This window comes from Ramlibacter rhizophilus, from assembly GCF_004681965.1.
Classification (GTDB): Bacteria; Pseudomonadota; Gammaproteobacteria; order Burkholderiales; family Burkholderiaceae_C; genus Ramlibacter; species Ramlibacter rhizophilus.
This window is the reverse complement of sequence record NZ_SMLL01000007.1, coordinates 1-18,620: the sequence shown is the minus strand read 5'-3', so window position 1 is coordinate 18,620 and position 18,620 is coordinate 1. Positions and strand designations below refer to the sequence as shown.

14 protein-coding genes and 2 tRNA genes are annotated in these 18,620 nt (G+C 67.5%); all 16 read right to left on the bottom strand.

The features are described 5' to 3' along the window. Positions 1-192 precede the first annotated feature (192 nt). A tRNA-Phe gene (locus EZ242_RS17045) sits at positions 193-268 on the bottom strand. Between the two features lie 19 nt (positions 269-287). Continuing rightward, a complete protein-coding gene (locus EZ242_RS17040; RefSeq protein ID WP_135286405.1) occupies positions 288-1,010 on the bottom strand; it encodes a response regulator in 723 nt (240 codons plus the stop codon). Positions 1,011-1,032: 22 nt separating this feature from the next. Further along, positions 1,033-3,315, bottom strand: coding sequence for a sensor histidine kinase (locus EZ242_RS17035; RefSeq protein WP_240787139.1), 2,283 nt, complete (start codon positions 3,313-3,315; stop codon positions 1,033-1,035). Next, positions 3,312-3,950 carry a DUF4390 domain-containing protein gene (locus tag EZ242_RS17030; protein WP_240787138.1) on the bottom strand — a complete coding sequence of 213 codons (639 nt, stop codon included), beginning with the start codon at positions 3,948-3,950 and terminating at the stop codon, positions 3,312-3,314. The genes EZ242_RS17035 and EZ242_RS17030 overlap by 4 nt, the downstream gene beginning before the upstream one ends. After that, positions 3,886-5,229, bottom strand: a complete 1,344-nt coding sequence (gene rsmB / locus EZ242_RS17025) for a 16S rRNA (cytosine(967)-C(5))-methyltransferase RsmB (protein WP_135286404.1) — start codon at positions 5,227-5,229, stop codon at positions 3,886-3,888. Before rsmB ends, EZ242_RS17030 begins: the two co-directional genes overlap by 65 nt. Before the next feature lie 2 nt (positions 5,230-5,231). After that, on the bottom strand, positions 5,232-5,786 hold the full coding sequence (locus EZ242_RS22470; protein ID WP_135286403.1) for a LemA family protein: 555 nt from the start codon (positions 5,784-5,786) through the stop codon (positions 5,232-5,234). A 124-nt stretch (positions 5,787-5,910) separates the two neighbouring features. Then, positions 5,911-10,137, bottom strand: coding sequence for a DNA-directed RNA polymerase subunit beta' (gene rpoC / locus EZ242_RS17015; protein WP_135286402.1), 4,227 nt, complete (start codon positions 10,135-10,137; stop codon positions 5,911-5,913). A 144-nt stretch (positions 10,138-10,281) separates the two neighbouring features. Then, complete coding sequence (rpoB, locus tag EZ242_RS17010) at positions 10,282-14,394, bottom strand: DNA-directed RNA polymerase subunit beta (protein WP_135286401.1); 4,113 nt, start codon at positions 14,392-14,394, stop codon at positions 10,282-10,284. Between the two features lie 307 nt (positions 14,395-14,701). Beyond that, positions 14,702-15,082, bottom strand: a complete 381-nt coding sequence (rplL, locus tag EZ242_RS17005) for a 50S ribosomal protein L7/L12 (protein ID WP_135286400.1) — start codon at positions 15,080-15,082, stop codon at positions 14,702-14,704. Positions 15,083-15,127: 45 nt separating this feature from the next. Then, positions 15,128-15,649, bottom strand: coding sequence for a 50S ribosomal protein L10 (gene rplJ / locus EZ242_RS17000; protein ID WP_135286399.1), 522 nt, complete (start codon positions 15,647-15,649; stop codon positions 15,128-15,130). 258 nt (positions 15,650-15,907) lie between these two features. Then, a complete protein-coding gene (gene rplA / locus EZ242_RS16995; RefSeq protein WP_135286398.1) occupies positions 15,908-16,603 on the bottom strand; it encodes a 50S ribosomal protein L1 in 696 nt (231 codons plus the stop codon). Then, the gene (rplK, locus tag EZ242_RS16990; protein ID WP_135286397.1) at positions 16,604-17,035 is read right to left on the bottom strand and encodes a 50S ribosomal protein L11; all 432 of its coding nucleotides are present in this window, start codon (positions 17,033-17,035) and stop codon (positions 16,604-16,606) included. Positions 17,036-17,156: 121 nt separating this feature from the next. Beyond that, a complete protein-coding gene (nusG, locus tag EZ242_RS16985; RefSeq protein ID WP_240787154.1) occupies positions 17,157-17,756 on the bottom strand; it encodes a transcription termination/antitermination protein NusG in 600 nt (199 codons plus the stop codon). Between the two features lie 11 nt (positions 17,757-17,767). Next, a complete protein-coding gene (gene secE, locus EZ242_RS16980; protein ID WP_135286395.1) occupies positions 17,768-18,148 on the bottom strand; it encodes a preprotein translocase subunit SecE in 381 nt (126 codons plus the stop codon). A gap of 144 nt (positions 18,149-18,292) precedes the next feature. Next, positions 18,293-18,368 (bottom strand) — tRNA-Trp (locus EZ242_RS16975). Positions 18,369-18,524: 156 nt separating this feature from the next. Then, positions 18,525-18,620: EF-Tu C-terminal domain-related protein (locus tag EZ242_RS16970; protein WP_135286394.1), on the bottom strand; the 96-nt coding region annotated here is incomplete at its 5' end.

Genomic DNA, 18,620 nt, shown 5'->3' with positions numbered 1-18,620 from the left:
TCTCCACGCTCCTGATCAGGCGCTCAGATCAGTTCGACCACATCGCGTAGGTGGGCAGCCGCGTGTTCGGACAAAGCGCAGACGGTGGCTTAGTCGCACCCAGCGGAGCGCCGCGAGCGTGTCGAGCCTCATCGCGCGGCAACCCGACAAGAAAAAACCCGCACAGAGCTAGATCCATGCGGGTTTCGAAGATGGTGGCCTGGGGCGGAATCGAACCACCGACACGCGGATTTTCAATCCGCTGCTCTACCAACTGAGCTACCGGGCCAAGAGCCGGCGAGTATACATCACCCGCCGCCTCGCTTTCCTCGGGAGAGGTCCACGCCGAGCTGCTTGAGCTTGCGATACAGGTGGGTGCGCTCCAGGCCGGTCTTCTCGGCCACGCGGGTCATGGAGCCGCCTTCGCGGGCCAGGTGGTATTCGAAGTAGCACTTCTCGAACTCGTCACGCGCTTCGCGCAAGGGCTTGTCGAGCTCGAAGGTCTGCCGGGGCTGGGGGCCCATTTCCATGGCGGGGGGCAGGCTCTGGCCGCCGGTCATGGCGGCCTCGACGGTGAGCTCGGCGGCCATGGCGACCGGCGCCATCATCGTCGCCGGCCGGCTGGGGACGATGCCGGGGCGCGGCGCGATGGCGGGGCTGGGGGGCGCGTGGCGCGCCAGTCCGGCCTCCACCGCCTTGAGCAGCTTCTGCAGCGTGATGGGCTTTTCGAGGAAGGACTGGGCGCCGATCTTGGTGGCCTCGACGGCCGTCTCGATGGTGGCGTGGCCGCTCATCATGATGACCGGCATGGTGAGCGCACCGCTGGCGGACCACTCCTTCAGGAGCGTGACGCCGTCGGTGTCGGGCATCCAGATGTCCAGCAGCACCAAGTCAGGACGGATGCGCTGGCGCACGGCACGGGCCTGGGCGGCGTTCTCGGCCAGCTCGACGTGGTGGCCCTCGTCATTGAGGATTTCGGAGAGCAGATCGCGAATGCCGAGCTCGTCGTCGACCACGAGGATGTTTGCCATTGGTTCGAAGCTGAAGGTGTGGCTAAGCCGCAACTACGAATGATAGCGAGACTTGTGCTCCAGCTGCGGCGCCGTCCTGCAATCTGTTTTTCAGATCGATTCGGGCACTGTGCTCGTCCGCGATCTTCTTGACCACTGCCAGCCCCAGGCCGGTGCCCTTGGCCTTGGTGGTGACGTAGGGTTCGAAGGCGCGCTTGAGGATGGATTCCGGGAAGCCCGGACCGGTGTCCTGCACGATGAGGCGCACGCGGCGCGTGGCCTCGCTCCACTGCGTGCGCAGGCACACTTCCCGGTGTTCGGCGCCCTCGACGGCGTCCTGCGCGTTCTGCAGCAGGTTGTGGATCACCTGCCGCAGCTGCATGGCGTCACCCAGGATGGGCGGGCAGTTCGCATCCAGCTCCAGCGTCATGGGCGCCTGCGCGGTGGCCGCTTCGGTGCCTTCGCGTTCGTACATGTGCAGCACGTCGGCAACCAGCGCATTGAGGTCCACGGGCTGGAGCTGAGCGGCGGGCAGCCGCGCGTAGTCGCGGAATTCGTTGACCAGGCGCTTCATCGCGTCCACCTGGTCGACGATGGTCCGCACGGACTTCTGAAGCAAGGCGCGCTCGGCGTCCGCCACCTTGGGGGCGAGCTTCATCTCCAGGCGCTCGGCCGAAAGCTGGATCGGCGTGAGCGGGTTCTTGATCTCGTGCGCGAGGCGGCGCGCGACTTCGCCCCAGGCCTTGGCGCGCTGCGCCGAGACGACTTCGGAGATGTCGTCGAGCACCAGGAGGTGCGCCTGCCGGCCGCTGGCTTCGGCGGGCATCTCGGCGCCGCGCACGACCAGCGTGAGCGCCTCGGTGGCCGAGCCCGCACCCGGCGGCGGCGGCGCATGCAGTTCGAAGGACTGCTGCCAGTGGTCCAGGCCCCGCTGCAGGCGCTCGCCGCGGTAGTCGTCGAACTGGGCCTGCACCGAAGCGCCGAAGCTCTCCAGCCCGGGAACGGCGGCGAGCGACGCGCCTTGCGGAAGCGGTGCGCGCAGCATGCGCTCGGCGCCGGGGTTGGCCTGCAGGATGCGGCCCTGCGGGTCCAGCACGATGACGCCGGCCGTGAGGTTGTCCAGGATGATCTGCAGGTTGCTGCGCGCGGCATCCACCTCGCCCATGCTTTTCTCGACCGCCGCGCGCGCGTCGGCGAGCTGCTGCGTCATCTGCGCGAAGGAGCGCGTGAGGCCGCCGAGTTCGTCCTTGCCCTGCAGGACCGGCTTGGGGCTGAGGTCCCCGGCCGCGACTTCGCGCACGCCGGCGGCGAGCAGCAGCAGCGGGCGGGCCAGCGAGTTGCCCAGCACCACCGCCAGCAGGATGGCGCCGAAGACGGCCAGGAAGAGGCTGAGCGTGAGGGTGCCGATGTACATGCGCCGCAGTCCGTCGCGGGCCAGCGCGCGCTGCTGGTATTCGCGGTTGGCCTCCTGCACCGCGATGGCGTTGGCCACCAGCGTAGGCGGCAGCTGCTGCGTGACCTGCAGGAAGCGCGGCTCGCCCAGGAAGCCGAAGCTGGAGGGCGAGACGAGCGCGATGGCGCGGATGCGCGCGTTGTTGAGCGCCGCGGGCACGCCTTCCTCCAGGCCCTCGACCACGGCGATGGAGCGCTGGCTGCGCACGGTGCGAAGCTGCTGCGCGCTGGGCCGCTCGGGATTGAGCTGGAAGCGCGACTGGCCGGCGCTGGCGATGAGCTGTCCGTTGGCGTTCCAGAGGATGAGGTCGTTGGCCGCGAGCTGCTCACGCAAGCGCTCCATGGCCACTGGCACGCCGGCCTGCGAGGTGTCGGCGAGCTGGTTGGCGGCCGCGCGGCTCTTGGCGGCCAGGTCGCTCGCGAGCACGTCGAGCGTGGAACGCCCCAGGCTCAGGCCGGCGTCGAGCGCGCCTTCCACCTTCACGTCGAACCAGCTCTCGATGGAGCGCGAGACGAACTGGTAGGACACCACGTAGATCAGCAGGCCCGGAAGGAAACCGACGAGCGCGAAGATGGCCGCGAGCCGTATGAGCAGGCGACTGCCGAACTTGCCGCGCTTGAGGCGCGAGAACAGGCGCAGCCCCATCCAGGCGATGACCAGCAGGAGCAGGCCCGCGACCACCACGTTGAGGATGAAGAGGCGTCCGTAGTTGCGCTCGTAGAGCTCGCGGTTGTTGGTGGCCTGGGCCAGCAGGAACAGCAGCACGATGCCGATGCCCACCATCACGGTGGCGGCGACGACGACGGCCCAGCGCAGGGCGCGGGCACTGCGCGGACGTGGGGGCGAGGGCGGGGACGGCAGCGGGTCGTTCACCGGGCGCCCTCCGGCGGTACGCGCGCGGCTTCCGTGGCCGAGATGCTCCACTCGGGTTGGCCCACCACGCCGATCTGGAAGGGACGCGGCAATTGCGAGACGTCCAGCGCGAAGCGCAGCACGACGCGGTGGACCGCACCGGGGTCGATCTCGGCATCGGCGGCGATCTTCCATCCGGAGATGCGTTGCAGCGCCGCGAGCGCCTCCTCGCGGGCGTCGAAGTTCTGCCCCAGCGTGAGTCCGCCGGCGGTGATGGGGGTGCTGGAGACCTGCAGTCGCCAGCGACGCGTGAGCGGCTGGTAGGACAGGCGCATGTAGCGCGTGGCCTGTGCCACCTCCTTGTCGTACCAGTACCAGCGGTCCTTCAGCACCGTCGCCTCGGCGACGAAGACCATGGGGATGCCCTTGAGGAGCGCGTCCTCGACCACGGCAGGCAGCTCGAAGCGCACCTGCGCCGAAAGCACCAGGCCCTTGTCCGCGCGCTCGACCTGCATGACGGAAATGTCGGTCGGCTCGGCGCTCGCGGGCAGCGCCAGCATCAGCAGCAGGCCGGCGAGCAGCAGCGGCCGGTCAAGCCACCAGGTGAGCCGACGAACGCTTCTGCAGCAGTGCGTAATAAAAACCGTCGTGATCACTCGGGAGATTGTCCGGGAGGGCCGGGGCGTTCGCCCCCGCGCGGGGAAGCAAATGCCCGGGCGCGGGCAGCGAAAAAGCGTCGGTGTTGTGCGCAAGAAACGAACGGATCGTGTCTTCGCCTTCGGCCTTGAAGACCGAGCAGGTGCAGTAGAGCAAGCGGCCGCCGGACCGCAGCAGGGGCCACAGCGTGGCCAGGAGCCGCGCCTGGACGGTCGCAAGCGCGGCGACGTCGCTGTCGCGGCGCAGCCAGCGGACGTCGGGGTGCCGCCGCACGATGCCCGAGGCCGTGCAGGGCGCATCCAGCAGGATGGCATCGTAGGGCTCGCCGTCCCACCAGGCCGCGGGATCGCCCGCGTCGGCCGCGAGCACGCGCGCGGACAGGCCCAGCCGCGCGAGGTTCTCGTGGATGCGTGCGCAGCGCGCCGGGTCCACGTCGAGCGCAGTGAGGTCCGTCACGCCGAGCTCCAGCAGGTGCGCGGTCTTGCCCCCGGGCGCGGCGCAGGCGTCCAGGACGCGCAGGCGGGCCGCCTGCTCGCGCGGGATGGCGCCGAGCAGCAGGGGCGCCGCCAGCTGCGCCGCCGCGTCCTGCACCGAGAGGCGCCCCTGCGCGAAGCCCGGCAGCTCGGTGACCGGACGCGGCCGTTCCAGGCGCAGCGCCGCGGCGCCGACGCGCTGCGATTCGATGCCCGCCTCGGCCAGCGCCTGCCACGCTGCATCGACCGTCCAGGCGGCCACGTTCACGCGCAGGACCAGGGGCGCGGGCGCGTTGCCCGCCTGCAGAACCTCCTGCCACGTGGTGGGGTGGTCCCGCTGCAGCCGGTCGATCCACCACGGCGGATGGTTCCACCGGGCGCGCGGCTCGGCATCCGTGGCCGCGACCAGTGCCTCGCGCTCGCGCAGGAAGCGGCGCAGGCAGGCGTTGACGAAGCCGGCCTGGGGCTGGGTACTGCGCTGGCGCTTGGCGGCCTCCACGGCCTGGTTGACGAGGGTGTGCGCGTCGTAGGGCGCGGCGGCTTCGTCCCAGGCCAGGGCCAGCGCGGTGCACAGGAGCGCATCGGCCGCCGCGGGCGGGGGCCGGCGCGCCAGGGCGCTGCGCAGGGCCTCGGCACGGCCCAGCTGGCGCAGGGACTGGAAGGCGAGCGCCTGGACCCCGCCACGCAGGGCCGGCGGCACGGCCGCGATCGCCGGGGTCGCCGAGCCGCCCGCGCGCACGGCCTGGAACACGGCGGCCGCGGCCTGCAGCTGGCGCCACAGCGGCGGCGCTTCGTGGGGGGTCACGCTCACAGCGTCCGCGCCGGCCTGAAGCCGAAGATCCAGGCGAGGACCGCCGCCGGGAACTGGGCGACGGCGTGGTTGTACCTTCGCACCGCTTCGTTGAACTGGTCGATGGCCGCCTGGCCCTGCACGGCGAGCTGCATGCGCGACGCGGCCAGGGTGTCCGGCAGGCGCGGCCCCGCCAGGTCGTGGGCGTCCTCGCGCTCCACCCGCTCCCAGGCCAGGCGCATCACGCCGACGGCCGCGGCGAGCGCCTCGATGCGCGCGGGCTCCAGCGGCCGCACGCGCGACGCGGCGAGCGCGGCCGACAGCTGCAGGCCGGCGCCGCGCAGGCCGTCCCAGAACGAAGGCCGGCCCTCGCCGGGGAAGAGGGAGTCGGGCATGGGTTCGTCCGGTGAAAGCAGCGAGTCGATGAGGCCGAGCTCCTGCTGCCAATGGGCATCGACCGCCGAGAAGGCGGTCCGGGCATCCGCGCGCAGGCGCACGAGACGGTTGTACGCGCCGACCGACCAGAAGACCAGCACGGCGACGGCCATCCAGCCGAGAAGGGTGCGCGTCATGGGCGGCGAGCTTACCAAGCGCGAGCGTCGCGACCGGCCGCCGCCGGCGCGCGCCTGGCCTGAATGAAAAACGCCCCGCGCCGGGCATCCGGTCGCGGGGCATCGCGCCACAGGCGCACCCGGCTTATTCGGCCGAGCGGTCCGTGGTCTCCGGCAGGCTGGACTCGCCCTCGGCGATGCCGGCCAGCTCAGTGGCCTCGGCCTCGGCGATGGCGCGGCGCTCGGCCTCGTCCATCAGGTCCTTGGCCTTGCGCGCCTGGTGATAGGCCATGCCGGTGCCCGCGGGGATCAGACGGCCGACGATGACGTTCTCCTTCAGGCCGCGCAGCTCGTCGCGCTTGCCCATGATGGCCGCCTCGGTCAGCACGCGCGTGGTCTCCTGGAAGGAGGCCGCGGAGATGAACGAGTCGGTGGACAGCGAGGCCTTGGTGATGCCCAGCAGCAGGTTGCTGTAGGTGGCGTGGATCTTCCCGTCGGCGCGCAGCGCGTCGTTGGTGTCCAGCATCTCGGAGCGCTCGACCTGCTCGCCGGCGATGTAGCCGGATTCGCCCGGGTTCTCGACCACGACACGACGCAGCATCTGGCGAACGATCACCTCGATGTGCTTGTCGTTGATCTTCACGCCCTGCAGGCGGTAGACGTCCTGCACCTCGTCGACGATGTAGCGCGCGAGTTCCTCCATGCCCAGCAGGCGCAGGATGTCCTGCGGGTCGGCCGGGCCGTCCACCACGCTCTCGCCCTTGTTCACCACCTGGCCTTCGTGCACCAGGATGTTCTTCTCCTTGGGCACGAGTTCCTCCCAGACCTTGCCGTCCGGATCGGTGATCTGCAGGCGGATCTTGCCCTTGGTCTCCTTGCCGAAGGACACGGTGCCGGTCATCTCGGCCAGCACGCCCTTGTCCTTGGGCGAGCGGGCTTCGAAGAGCTCGGCCACGCGCGGCAGGCCGCCGGTGATGTCGCGGGTCTTCTGGCCTTCGATCGGGATGCGCGCGAGCACTTCGCCGCCGCCGACGTCCTGGCCGTCACGCACCTGGATCAGCGCGCCGACCTGGAAGCCGATGGTCACGGAGTGGTCGGTGCCGGGGATCTTGACTTCCTGGCCGTTGGCGTCGATCAGCTTGACCTGCGGGCGCACGACCTTGGCCGAGCCGCGCCGCTTGGGATCGATCACCACCAGCGTGGACAGGCCGGTGACCTCGTCCACCTGCTTGGCGACCGTCAGGCCCTCTTCCACGTTCTCGAACTTCACCGTGCCGGCGAATTCCGTGATGATGGGTCGGGTCAGCGGGTCCCAGTTGGCCAGCACCGTGCCGGCCTTGACCTGCTGGTCGGCCTTGACGGTGAGCGTGGCGCCGTAAGGCACCTTGTGGCGCTCGCGCTCGCGGCCGTGCTCGTCATGGATGATGATCTCGCCCGAACGCGCGATGACGACCAGCTCGCCCTTGCTGTTGGTCACGTAACGCATCGTGCTGTTGAAGCCGATGACGCCGTTGGACTTGGCTTCCACGCTGGAGGCGATGGCCGCGCGGGACGCGGCACCACCGATGTGGAAGGTGCGCATAGTCAGCTGCGTGCCGGGCTCGCCGATGGACTGCGCCGCGATGACGCCCACGGCCTCGCCCACGTTCACCAGGCCGCCGCGGCCCAGGTCGCGGCCGTAGCACCTGGCGCACAGGCCGAAGCGCGTGGCGCAGGTCAGGGCCGTGCGGACCTTGACCTCGTCGACGCCGGCGGCCTCGATCATCTCGATGGTGTCCTCGTCCAGCATCTGGCCCGCGGCCACCAGGGAAACGCGGGACTCGGGATGCAGCACGTCCTCGGCCGCGACGCGGCCCAGGATGCGGTCACGCAGCGACTCGATGACCTCGCCGCCCTCGACGATGGCGCGCATCTGCGAGCCCTCGGAAGTGCCGCAGTCGTCCTCGGTCACGACCAGGTCCTGCGTCACGTCCACCAGGCGGCGCGTGAGGTAGCCCGAGTTCGCGGTCTTCAGCGCCGTGTCGGCCAGGCCCTTTCGGGCGCCGTGCGTGGAGATGAAGTACTGCAGCACGTTCAGGCCTTCGCGGAAGTTGGCCGTGATGGGCGTCTCGATGATCGAGCCGTCCGGCTTGGCCATCAGGCCGCGCATGCCCGCCAGCTGGCGGATCTGGGCGGCCGAGCCGCGGGCGCCGGAGTCGGCCATCATGTAGATGGAGTTGAAGGACTCCTGGTCCACTTCCTTGCCGTGGCGGTCCTGGACCTTCTGCTTGGCCAGCTGGGCCATCATGACCTTGGAGACTTCGTCGCCGGCCTTGCCCCAGATGTCCACCACCTTGTTGTAGCGCTCGCCCGAGGTCACCAGGCCCGAGACGTACTGCTGCTCGATTTCCTTCACCTCGGCTTCGGCGCGGGTGATGATGTCCGCCTTCTGGGGCGGCACCAGCATGTCGTCGATGGCGATGGAGATGCCGGCCTTGGTCGCCAGGCGGAAGCCGTTCTGCAGCAGCTTGTCGGCGAAGACCACCGTCTCCTTCAGGCCGCAGCGACGGAAGGAGACGTTGATCAGCTTGCTGATCTCCTTCTTCTTGAGTGCCTTGTTGATGTTGGAGAAGGGCAGGCCCTTGGGCAGGATCTCCGACAGCAGGGCGCGGCCGACGGTGGTGTCCACGATGGAGGTGGAGGCCACGAACTCGCCCGAGTCCTTGTCCTTCGTCCACTCGGTCAGGCGCACGGCCACCTTGGCGGTGAGTTCCACCATGCCGGCGTCCAGCGCGCGCTGCACCTCGCCCACGTCGGCGAAGATCATGCCCTCACCCTTGGCGTTGATGCGCTCTCGGGTGGTGTAGTACAGGCCCAGCACCACGTCCTGCGAAGGCACGATGGAGGGCTCGCCGTTGGCGGGGAACAGCACGTTGTTGGAGGCCAGCATCAGCGTGCGGGCTTCCATCTGCGCTTCCACCGACAGCGGCACGTGCACGGCCATCTGGTCGCCGTCGAAGTCGGCGTTGAAGGCCGCGCACACCAGCGGGTGCAGCTGGATGGCCTTGCCTTCGATCAGGATCGGCTCGAAGGCCTGGATGCCCAGGCGGTGCAGCGTGGGCGCGCGGTTCAGGAGCACCGGGTGCTCCTTGATGACCTCTTCCAGGATGTCCCAGACCACGGGCGTGCCGGCCTCGACTTCCTTCTTGGCGGCCTTGATGGTGGTGGCGATGCCCATCGCCTCCAGGCGCGAGAAGATGAAGGGCTTGAACAGCTCCAGCGCCATCAGCTTGGGCAGGCCGCACTGGTGCAGCTTGAGGGTCGGGCCCACGGTGATGACCGAACGGCCCGAGTAGTCGACGCGCTTGCCCAGCAGGTTCTGGCGGAAGCGGCCGCTCTTGCCCTTGATCATGTCGGCCAGGGACTTGAGCGCGCGCTTGTTCGCGCCCGTCATGGCCTTGCCACGGCGGCCGTTGTCCAGCAGGCTGTCCACGGCTTCCTGCAGCATGCGCTTCTCGTTGCGCGCGATGATCTCCGGGGCCTTGAGCTCCAGCAGGCGGCGCAGGCGCGAGTTGCGGTTGATGACGCGGCGGTACAGGTCGTTCAGGTCGGAGGTGGCGAAGCGGCCACCGTCCAGCGGCACCAGCGGACGCAGGTCCGGCGGCAGCACGGGCAGCACGTCCATCACCATCCACTCGGGCTTGATGCCGGACTTCTTGAAGGCCTCCAGCACCTTCAGGCGCTTGGCGTTCTTCTTGACCTTGACTTCGGAGCCGGTCAGGTCGCCGCGGAGCTTTTCGATCTCGATGTCGATATCGATGCCCATGAGCAGGTCCTTGATGCCCTCGGCGCCCATCTTGGCGACGAACTCGTCACCGTGTTCCTTGCGCTTGGCCTCGAAGTCGTCCTCGGACAGGATCCCGAACTTCTTCAGCGGGGTCATGCCGGGGTCGGTGATGACATAGGCCTCGAAGTACAGCACGCGCTCGATGTCGCGCAGCGTCATGTCCAGCACCAGGCCCAGGCGGGACGGCAGGGACTTCAGGAACCAGATGTGCGCGCAGGGCGCGGCCAGGTCGATGTGGCCCATGCGCTCGCGGCGCACCTTGGTCTGCGTCACTTCGACGCCGCACTTCTCGCAGATGACGCCGCGGTGCTTCAGACGCTTGTACTTGCCGCACAGGCACTCGTAGTCCTTGATCGGGCCGAAGATCTTGGCGCAGAACAGGCCATCGCGCTCCGGCTTGAAGGTGCGGTAGTTGATGGTCTCGGGCTTCTTGACTTCACCGAAGGACCAGGAACGGATCTTCTCGGGCGAGGCGATGCCGATGCGGATGGCATCGAAATGCTCGTCCGGCGTGAATTGCTTGAACAGGTCGAGTAGCGATTTCATGAACTCTTTCCCTTCGTTATTCGTTGACGGCGCGGTACATGGCACCCACGGGATCATTCGGGGCAGCGGCGGATCCGGCTTTGCCGGGCCGCTGGCTGCGCCCCCTCAAGGGGGAGGCGCCGAAGGCGCTTCGGGGGTGGGCCATCACGAGCGTTCCAGTTCCATGTCGATGCCCAAGCTGCGGATTTCCTTCACGAGAACGTTGAAGGATTCCGGCATGCCGGCCTCGATGGCGTGTTCGCCCTTGACGATGGACTCGTAGACCTTGGTGCGGCCCTGCACGTCGTCGGACTTGACGGTGAGCATCTCCTGCAGCGTGTAGGAGGCGCCGTAGGCTTCCAGCGCCCAGACCTCCATCTCGCCGAAACGCTGGCCGCCGAACTGCGCCTTGCCGCCCAGCGGCTGCTGCGTGACCAGGCTGTAGGGGCCGGTGGAACGCGCGTGCATCTTGTCGTCCACCAGGTGGTGGAGCTTGAGCACGTGCATGTAGCCCACGGTGACCGGGCGCTCGAACTGATCGCCGGTGCGGCCGTCGAACAGGTGCGCCTGGGTGCGGGTCGCGGTCAGGCCCTTGGCCTTGGCGATGTCGTCCGGGTAGGCCAGCTGCAGCATCGTGCGGATGTCCTTCTCGGAGGCGCCGTCGAACACCGGGGTGGCGAAGGGCACGCCCTTGGCCAGCTCGCCGGCCATGGACAGCACATCCTCGTCGCTCAGCGCGCCCATGTCCTCCTTGCGGCCCGACTGGTTGTAGACCTGCTCCAGGAACTGCCGCACCTCGGCGACGCGCGCCTGCTGCTGCAGCATGTCGCCGATGCGCTGGCCGATGCCCTTGCCGGCCCAGCCCAGGTGCACTTCCAGCACCTGGCCCACGTTCATGCGCGAAGGCACGCCCAGGGGGTTGAGCACGATGTCGCAGGGCGTGCCGTCGGCCATGTAGGGCATGTCCTCGACCGGCACGATCTTGGAGACCACGCCCTTGTTGCCGTGGCGGCCGGCCATCTTGTCGCCGGGCTGCAGGCGGCGCTTGACGGCCAGGTAGACCTTGACCATCTTGAGCACGCCCGCGGGCAGCTCGTCGCCCTGGGTGAGCTTCTTGCGCTTTTCCTCGAAGGCGAGGTCGAAGCGGTGGCGCTGCTGCTCGATCGAGTTCTTGATGGACTCGAGCTGCGCGGCGATGTCATCCTCGGCGGGGCGGATGTCGAACCAGTGGTACTTCTCGACGGAGGACAGGTAGTCCTTGTCGATCTTGGTGCCCTTGGCCAGCTTCTGCGGGCCGCCATTGGCCACGCGGCCGGTCAGCAGCTTCTCGATGCGGTCGAAGGCGTCGGCCTCGACGATGCGCAGCTGGTCGTTCAGGTCCAGGCGGAAGCGCTTGAGCTCGTCGTCGATGATCTGCTGGGCGCGCTTGTCACGCTGGATGCCTTCACGGGTGAAGACCTGCACGTCGATGACGGTGCCCTGCGAGCCCTGGTCCACGCGCAGCGACGTGTCCTTCACGTCGGAGGCCTTCTCGCCGAAGATCGCGCGCAGGAGCTTTTCTTCCGGCGTGAGGGTGGTCTCGCCCTTGGGCGTGACCTTGCCCACCAGCGTGTCGCCGGGCATGACTTCGGCGCCCACGTAGATGATGCCGGACTCGTCCAGGCGATTGAGCTGCTGCTCGGACAGGTTGGGGATGTCCCGGGTGATTTCCTCGGCGCCCAGCTTGGTGTCGCGGGCCATCACGACCAGCTCCTCGATGTGGATCGAGGTGTAGCGGTCGTCGGCGACGACGCGCTCGCTGATGAGGATGGAGTCCTCGAAGTTGTAGCCGTTCCAGGGCATGAACGCGACCAGCATGTTCTGGCCCAGGGCCAGCTCGCCCAGGTCGGTGGAGGCGCCGTCGGCGATGACGTCACCCTTGCCGATCTTGTCGCCGCGCTGGACGATGGGGCGCTGGTGGATGTTCGTGTTCTGGTTGGAACGCTGGTACTTGATGAGGTTGTAGATGTCCACGCCGACTTCGCCGGCCTGGGCTTCCTCGTCGTTCACGCGCACCACCACGCGGGTGGCATCCACGTAGTCCACGATGCCGCCGCGGCTGGCCGTCACGACCGTGCCGGAGTCCACCGCCGAGACCCGCTCGATGCCGGTGCCGACGAAGGCCTTCTCGGGGCGCAGCGTGGGCACGGCCTGGCGCTGCATGTTGGCGCCCATCAGCGCGCGGTTGGCGTCGTCGTGCTCCAGGAAGGGCACCAGCGATGCGGCCACCGAGACGATCTGCGCGGGCGACACGTCCATGTACTGGATGCGCTCGGGGCTCACCAGGATGGATTCGCCGCGTTCACGCGCGGAGGTCAGGTCGCCCAGCAGGCGGCCTTCGGCGTCCAGCGAGGCGTTGGCCTGCGCGATGACGTACTTGCCCTCCTCGATGGCGGACAGGTAGTCGATCTCGTAGGTGACCTTGCCGTCCACCACGCGGCGGTAGGGCGTCTCGATGAAGCCGTACTCGTTCAGGCGGGCATACAGGGCCAGCGAGTTGATCAGGCCGATGTTCGGGCCTTCCGGCGTCTCGATCGGGCACACGCGGCCGTAGTGCGTGACGTGCACGTCGCGCACCTCGAAGCCGGCGCGCTCGCGCGTGAGGCCACCCGGGCCCAGGGCCGAGACGCGGCGCTTGTGCGTGATCTCGGACAGCGGGTTGGTCTGGTCCATGAACTGCGACAGCTGCGAGGCGCCGAAGAACTCCTTGAGCGCCGCGGAAATCGGCTTGGAGTTGATCAGGTCGTGCGGCATGAGCGGTTCCTGCTCGGCCTGGCCCAGGCGCTCCTTGACGGCCTTCTCGATGCGGGCGAGGCCGGTGCGGTACTGGTTTTCGGCCAGCTCGCCGACGCAGCGCACGCGGCGGTTGCCCAGGTGATCGATGTCGTCCACTTCGCCGCGGCCGTTGCGCAGGTCCACCAGGATCTTGACCACGGCGAGGATGTCCTCGTTGGTCAGGACCATGGGGCCGGTGCTTTCGTCACGGCCGACCTTGGCGTTGAACTTCATGCGGCCCACGCGCGAGAGGTCGTAGGTGTCCGGGTTGTAGAACAGGCGCTGGAACAGGGCCTGCACCGCGTCCTCGGTCGGCGGCTCGCCGGGGCGCATCATGCGGTAGATGGCCACGCGGGCGGCGAACTCGTCGGCGGTCTCGTCGCTGCGCAGGGTCTGGCTGATGTACGGGCCCTGGTCGAGCTCGTTCGTGTAGATGACCTGCAGCTCCTGCACATTGGCCTGGCGCAGCTTCTTGAGCAGGGCGTCGGTGAGTTCGTCGTTGGCCTTGGCGATGATCTCGCCGGTGTCCTGGTCCACGATGGTGCGGGCCACCACGCGGCCCACGAGGAAGTCCTCGGGCACGCTGATGTGGGTGGTGCCGGACTGCTCCAGCTCACGGGTGTGGCGCGCGGTGATGCGCTTGTCCTTGGCGACGACGACCTTGCCGGACTTGTCGGTGATGTCGAAGCGGGCCACCTCGCCGCGCAGGCGCTCGGGCACGAACTCCATCTGCGCGCCGCTGTCCATCAGGCGGAAGTTGTCGTTGACGAAGAAGTTCGCCAGGATGGACTCGGGCGTCAGGCCGATGGCCTTCAGCAGGATGGTCACCGGCATCTTGCGACGGCGGTCGACGCGGAAGTACAGCACGTCCTTGGGGTCGAACTCGAAGTCCAGCCAGGAGCCGCGGTAGGGGATGATGCGCGCCGAGAACAGCAGCTTGCCCGAGCTGTGCGTCTTGCCCTTGTCGTGCTCGAAGAACACACCGGGCGAGCGGTGCAGCTGCGAGACGATGACGCGCTCGGTGCCGTTGATGATGAACGAGCCCTTTTCGGTCATGAGCGGCACTTCGCCCATGTAGACCTCCTGCTCCTTCACCTCCTTGACCACCTTGGACTGCGAGGTGGAGGACTCGCGGTCATAGATGATCAGCTGCACCTTGGCCCGCACGGCCGAGGAATAGGTCAGGCCGCGCGTCTGGCACTCGCGCACGTCGAAGGCCGGCCGCGCCAGGTTGTATTCGATGAACTTCATCTCGACAAACCCGTTGTGCGAGACGATGGGGAAGGCGGCGTCGAAGGCAGCCTGGAGGCCCTCGATGGTCCGTTTCTGCGGGGGAACGTCCGCCTGCAGGAAGGCGGTGTACGCGTCCTTCTGCATCTGCAGCAGATAAGGCACTTCGAGGACGCTTGGGCGGCTGCCGAAGCTCTTGCGGATGCGCTTGCGTTCGGTATAGGAATAGGCCATGAGATCTCCGGGCTATGAGCTCTTGCGCAACTGTCGCGTCGAGCCGCGCGGGGGGCTCGACCAGCTTGGTGGGTTGGCCACTACCAACCATGGCGGACGGCGATGCATTGCACATCGCCCGAACCAAGGGCGTCTTCTGCAGTCGGGGTCAGAAGACACTCGAAAAAACTGGGGAACCGCGTATTGGACCAGTCTTTTCGGGTGCGTTCTCAGGTCATCCCAAGAGGCACCAATGGCTGGAGGCCTTTTCGGTCCTCCAGCCAGTGGCGTGTAAATCGGAGACGGGGCGTAGTAGCCCCGGACCGGTTTACTTGAGCTCGACTTTGGCGCCGGCTTCTTCCAGCTTCTTCTTGGCTGCTTCGGCGTCGGCCTTGGCGATGCCTTCCTTGACGGCCTTGGGCGCGCCGTCCACCAGGTCCTTGGCTTCCTTCAGGCCCAGGCCGGTGAGTTCGCGCACGGCCTTGATGACCGACACCTTGTTGGCGCCGGCTTCCAGCAGCTGCACGGTGAACTCAGTCTTCTCTTCGGCGGCCGGGGCGGCGGCACCACCGGCGCCACCGGCGGCGGGAGCGGCCATCGCGGCGGCGCTCACGCCGAACTTCTCCTCGATCGCCTTGACCAGGTCATTGAGTTCCATGACGGTCATGCTGTCCAGGGCCGTGAGGAATGCGTCTTTGTCGAATGCCATGTTGATTTCCTAAAAATGAAGTTGGTTGAACTGCGGGGCGCCCACTCAGGCGGCTGCCGCTTCGGCCGGCGCCTCGGCGCCTTCGCCCTTTTTGCTCGCCAGGGCGCCCAGAACCACCGCGGTGCGGGAGATGGGCGACATCAGCAGTCCGCACAGCTGGGCCAGCAGAACTTCCTTGGAGGGAATGTTCGCCAGCTGCTTGACGCCGTTGACGTCCAGGGCCTTGCCCGCGAATGCGCCCGCGCGAATGACCAGCTTGTCGTTGGTCTTCGCGAAGTCGGCCACCACCTTGGCGGCGGCCACCGCATCCACGGAGAAGCCGTAGATCAGCGGACCGGTCATCTGGTCGGACACGACTTCGAACGCGCTGCCGGCGACGGCACGGCGGGCCAGGGTGTTCTTCAGAACACTCAGGTTCACGCCCTTGCCGCGCGCCTCGTTGCGCAGTTTGGTCATGTCGGCGACCGTGATGCCGCGGTATTCCGCCATCACCAGCGTTTGAGCTTGTGCGGCGAGTCCGGTCACTTCTTCGATGACCGCTTGCTTCTCACTGCGATTCAGACTCAAGGTCTACTCCTTCAAAAGTGCCCTCCGGCTCGCGCCTTCGGACACGCCTTTCTCTGCAGCGACCAACTGTTTTCAGAATTTCTCGTTCTGTCCTCAGCGGGATCGCCATCTGCGTTGGCTGCGCTTGCGATTAAGCACGCCCGGGGCGTGCACCAACGGTCTTGGATGGCCTGCCGCGCGCTTGGGAACCCGCGCCCGCGACAGCCCACCTCACCGGCCGGCCCCGGAAGGGACCGGCTGGAATCCTTGTTCCCGGCCTCAGGCGGCCAGGGTCTGCGTGTCCACGCGCACGCCGATGCCCATGGTCGAGGACACGGCCAGCTTGCGCAGGTAGATGCCCTTGCTCGTGGCCGGCTTGGCCTTGTTCAGGGCGTCGATCAGCGCGGCCAGGTTGCCCTGGAGCTTGTCGGCCTCGAACGAGCGACGGCCGATGGTGGCGTGGATGATGCCGGCCTTGTCGACCCGGAACTGCACCTGGCCGGCCTTGGCGTTCTTGACCGCCGTGGCGACGTCGGGCGTGACCGTGCCGACCTTGGGGTTGGGCATCAGGCCGCGCGGGCCGAGGATCTGGCCCAGCGTTCCGACCACGCGCATGGCGTCGGGCGCGGCGATGACCACGTCGAAGGGCATGTCGCCGGCCTTCACGCGGGCAGCCAGGTCGTCCATGCCGACCACGTCAGCGCCGGCGGCCTTGGCTTCATCGGCCTTGGCGCCCTGCGCGAACACGGCCACGCGCTTGTTCTTGCCGATGCCGTTGGGCATGACGACCGCACCGCGGACGACCTGGTCCGACTTCTTGGCGTCCACGCCCAGCTGCACGGCCACGTCGATGGACTCGTCGAACTTGGCGGTCGCGGCTTCCTTGACGAGCGCGAGCGCATCGGTCAGCGCGTACAGCTTGGTGCTGTCGACCTTGCCCTGCTGGGCTTTCTGCTTCTTGGTCAGCTTGGCCATTTACACACCCTCCACGTTCACGCCCATCGAGCGGGCCGAGCCGGCGATGGTGCGCACGGCGGCGTCCAGGTCGGCGGCAGTCATGTCCTTCATCTTGGTCTTGGCGATCTCCTCGAGCTGGGCGCGGGTGATCTTGCCGACCTTGTCGGTGTGGGGCCTCGGGGAGCCCTTGTCCAGCTTGATGGCCTTCTTGATCAGGGTGGTCGCCGGAGGCGTCTTGATGATGAAGGTGAAGCTCTTGTCCGCGTAGGCGGTGATCACCACCGGCAGCGGCAGCCCGGGCTCGACGCCCTGGGTCTGGGCGTTGAACGCCTTGCAGAACTCCATGATGTTCAGGCCGCGCTGACCCAGCGCGGGACCGATCGGGGGCGAAGGGTTGGCCTTGCCCGCCGGCACTTGCAGCTTGACGAAGCCGACGATTTTCTTAGCCATGGTGGCTACTCCTTGCGGGTACAAACGCTGGGGCTCGAAGCCACCAGCTCCCCGGGGTTGGGCGACTCACTGCCATTGAACGGTTCGCGCCGAGTCGAGGAGCGCGAACCGCCACGTCCGCTCAGGTCTTCTCGACCTGGCTGAACTCGAGTTCCACGGGCGTGGCACGTCCGAAGATCGTGACCGACACGCGGACCTTGCTCTTTTCGTAGTTGACTTCTTCGACGGTGCCGTTGAAGTCGGTGAACGGGCCTTCCTTGACGCGCACGTACTCGCCGACGACGAACTCCACCTTGTGGCGCGGCTTTTCCACGCCCTCTTCCATCTGCCCGAGGATCTTGGCGACCTCGTCTTCCGAGATCGGGGCCGGCCGGTTCTTGGCACCGCCGACGAAGCCCGTGACCTTGTTGGTGTGCTTGACCAGGTGCCAGGTGTCGTCGTTCATGACCATCTGGACCAGGACATAGCCCGGATAGAAGCGGCGCTCGGAGGTGCGCTTCTGGCCGTTCTTGATCTCCACCACTTCCTCGGTCGGCACCAGGATCTCGCCGAACATGTCCTGCATGCCGGCGCGGTTGATGCGTTCGCGGATGTTCCGCTCCACGGCCTTTTCCATGCCCGAATAGGCATGGACAACGTACCAGCGCAGGTCGGGATTGACCGGCTTGGCGGGGGCCGCCTGGACCTCCTCTGGCGTCCCGGCGTCGGGGGCTGCATCCATATCGCTCATGTTCATCTCCAGCCCAGGATGAGGTCGTAGAACACCCACTCGACGGTCTTGTCGGTGACCCACAGGAACAAGGCCATGACCACCACGAAGGCAAACACGTAGGCGGTCACCTGGATCGACTCCTTGCGGGTCGGCCAGACCACCTTCTTGACCTCGCGCCAGGAGTCGCTGGCGAAACCCGCCAGCTCCTTGCCGCGCTCGGCCGTGAAGAACACGCCAACGGCCGCGATCAGCGCCAGCGCCAGCGCGCCCCACTGGGCAACGGCGCCCTGGCGGCCCAGCAGGTAGAAGCCGGCCACGCCGGCGACCACCAGCAAGAGCGCGGCGCCGAGCTTCGCCTTCTCGGCTCCCGTGCTCACGGTTTCAACTTGAGAAGATGCCATGAAGGCGTGTTTCCTGCTTCTGTTCGAGGTGCCTTCGCAAGGCACTGACCCGCCGGGTGAGGGCGGGTCGGATCGGGTTCGCCACACTGGGCGATTCGTTTTCCGGGGGAGCCTGTCTGATTCAGCGTCCGGAAGCCACCGAGGTGGCAGGGGCAGTAGGAATCGAACCTACAACCTTCGGTTTTGGAGACCGACGCTCTGCCAATTGAGCTATACCCCTCTGTTCGTCTGCCTGCCCTGCTGCGCTTGGCATCTCGGGCCCATCGTGCTCGCCGTACCGGAGTACGGCTCCGCGCGCTGAACCCGACCTGCCGGCGCTCGCTACGGACATGCAGTACGAACAGGGCGCGGCTTGTTTGCCTGCGCCCTGTTCTGTTTACTCCATGATCTTGGCGACGACGCCGGCGCCGACGGTCTTGCCACCTTCGCGGATGGCAAAGCGCAGGCCTTCTTCCATGGCGATCGGGTTGAT